At 60.0% G+C, this 2,414-nt stretch carries 2 protein-coding genes; one reads left to right on the top strand and one right to left on the bottom strand.

Annotated elements, in window-relative coordinates; all coding sequences use genetic code 11:
• Positions 1–798, top strand: a 798-nt coding sequence (locus tag J8I87_RS43690; protein WP_245254624.1) for an IS5 family transposase, incomplete at its 5' end; no start/stop codon positions are given.
• Between the two features lie 232 nt (positions 799–1,030).
• Here J8I87_RS43690 and J8I87_RS43695 read toward each other — a convergent pair.
• Positions 1,031–2,092: an IS110 family transposase gene (locus J8I87_RS43695; RefSeq protein ID WP_209938844.1), complete on the bottom strand. Its 1,062-nt coding sequence runs from the start codon at positions 2,090–2,092 to the stop codon at positions 1,031–1,033.
• Positions 2,093–2,414: the final 322 nt, after the last annotated feature.

Here is a 2,414-nt window from a genome sequence, read left to right on the forward strand (position 1 = left end):
AAGAAGGATCTGCTCTCGGGCGAGCACTTCAGCGTAGACGGCACGCTGATCCAGGCGTGGGCGGGACACAAGAGCTTCGTGCGCAAGGACGGTGACGATCAGGATGACGAAAGCAGCAGCGCGGGCGACTTTAAAGGTAGCAAGCGCAGCAACGACACGCATCAGTCCAGTACCGATCCTGATGCGCGGCTCTATCGTAAAGGCAAGACGGGCAGCGAATTGCGATACATGGGCCATACGCTGACCGATAACCGGCACGGTCTGGTGGTCAACGCGCGCGTGACACGCGCTGACGGGCATGCTGAGCGTGAAGCGGCCAAGATCATGATCAACGACGCGCGACAAGCAGTACAGGATACGAGCGCGGAGATCACGTTGGGCGCGGACAAGGGTTACGACGCACAGGAATTCATCGAGGCCTGCCACGAGATGAAGGTCACACCGCACGTAGCGCAAAACACCTCGGGGCGGCGTTCGGCGGTGGCCGATACGATTGCCTCGAGCGCGGGCTATGCCATTTCTCAGCAAAAGCGCAAGCTGATCGAACAAGGCTTTGGATGGGCGAAGACCGTGGGGCGTATGCGCCAGGCGATGGTACGCGGGTTGAAGAAGGTGGATCAGATGTTCGTGTTGAACATGGCCGCATACAACCTCGTGCGCCTGCGATCCTTGGCACAAGTCCGTCCTATAAGGACTTTCCCTTTTTTGCAAGCTCGGGTTCATTCATCCATTCGATTGATTCCCATGTCATCGGAGACACATTCGGCATTTGCGGCGAGACAGACTGCATGCCTATAAACGGCCTTGTTGGACACGTTGGTTGCTGTGCCCGGGCCCGGATAGTAACCGCGCAGCAGGACTCCATCCATAGTGCGGCGACACGAAGTGGCACGTGCGCCTGGCGGACTTTCGAGTTCGCCCGCTGCCGGTCTGACCTGTCGCTATCCTTGCCTTTGCGTCCTCGGTTACGAAGTCACGCTTTTAGTTGCTTTTAGGTGACGCTGCGAATTTGCCTGTTCGTGCTGTTGTCCTATCGTGGCTGGCCCGGTGTTGGGGGAGTGCAGACATGCGAGGGATCGAAATGCTCGCTCTTGGCCAGAATCGCCCACAGGATGCGCGCGTGCTTGTTGGCGACGGCCACCAGCGTTCGATACCAGCCCACGCGTGCCTGGAGCTGAACGATCCAGCGCGAGAGCCGGTCGGTTCGTCGATGCGCGCTCGTTACGGCCGAGCGCGCGCCCTGGAACAGCAGCGTGCGCAGATACGTGTTGCCCTGTTTGGTGATGTGGCCCAGGCGGGTTTTGCCACCGCTGCTGTTCTGTTTGGGCACCGTGCCGATCCAGGCGGCAAATTGGCGGCCGTTCTTGAACAGGTGAGCGTTGCCGACGGTGGCCACCGCGGCCGACGCGGTGAGCGGCCCGATGCCGATGACCGCCATCACGCGCTGCGCGTTGCTGTCGTGCTTCACCTGTATGGCGACCTGCGCGTCGCACCAAGCGATTTGCTGGTCGAGGGCCTGCAGGTGCTCCCAGCCGCGCAGCAGCGCAGTGCGCGCGACACCGTTCAATTCAGCGGCACCGTCCTCCAGTGCCTCGACGAAGTGGGCACGAAATGCATCGATGCCTTGCGGCAGAAACACGCCGAACTCCACCAGCTCGCCGCGCAGCCGGTTGACGAGCGCGGTGCGCTCCTCGACGAAACCGCCGCGCATGCGATGCACCACCAGCACGTTTTGCTGGTCTGCCGTTTTGACGGCCACAAAGCGCATGTGCGGTCGGCCCGCGGCCTCGCAGATGGCCTCCGCATCAAGTCTGTCGTTCTTCACGTGCTTGCCGCCCTTGCGGTATGGCGCAGCGAACTGCGGCGCGATCAGACGGACTTCATGGCCGAGCGCGCGCAGCTTGCGCGCCCAGTAGTGGGCTGCGCTGCACGCTTCCATTGCGACCAGGCACGGCGCGAGGTTGGCAAACCATTCGAGAAACTTCTGCCGTGAGATGGCCTTCCTGACCACCACGCGTTCCATGCTGTCCACGCCATGTACCTGGATGATGCTCTTCGCCAGATCCACGCCGATACGGGTAATCTTGTCCATGACTTTCCCCTTCTCAGATGGGTTGCCCAGTACCAACCATCCTGGCATATCGCTATGCCACGGGATCGGGAAAGTCCTTACTATTCATAGTGACGGGAAACGCGGAAATGAGGCCAGGATTCGACCTCAAAACGCTTAAAAGGACGTTGAATTTGCATTGAACTTGCACAATGCGAAAAAACCTGCGACGAGCGGCGCGTAATTGGAGTAAGGCCGTTTCAATTCGGGTGTACTTCAGCAGCCTGCTAGTGTTCCGTCCCAGAAATAACTTTACATAACCGAGCCACTTTCTGAAGGATAGAGTCGGCGGTTGCGGTCCAGA

The organism is Paraburkholderia sp. LEh10 (assembly GCF_017814945.1).
Classification (GTDB): Bacteria; Pseudomonadota; Gammaproteobacteria; order Burkholderiales; family Burkholderiaceae; genus Paraburkholderia.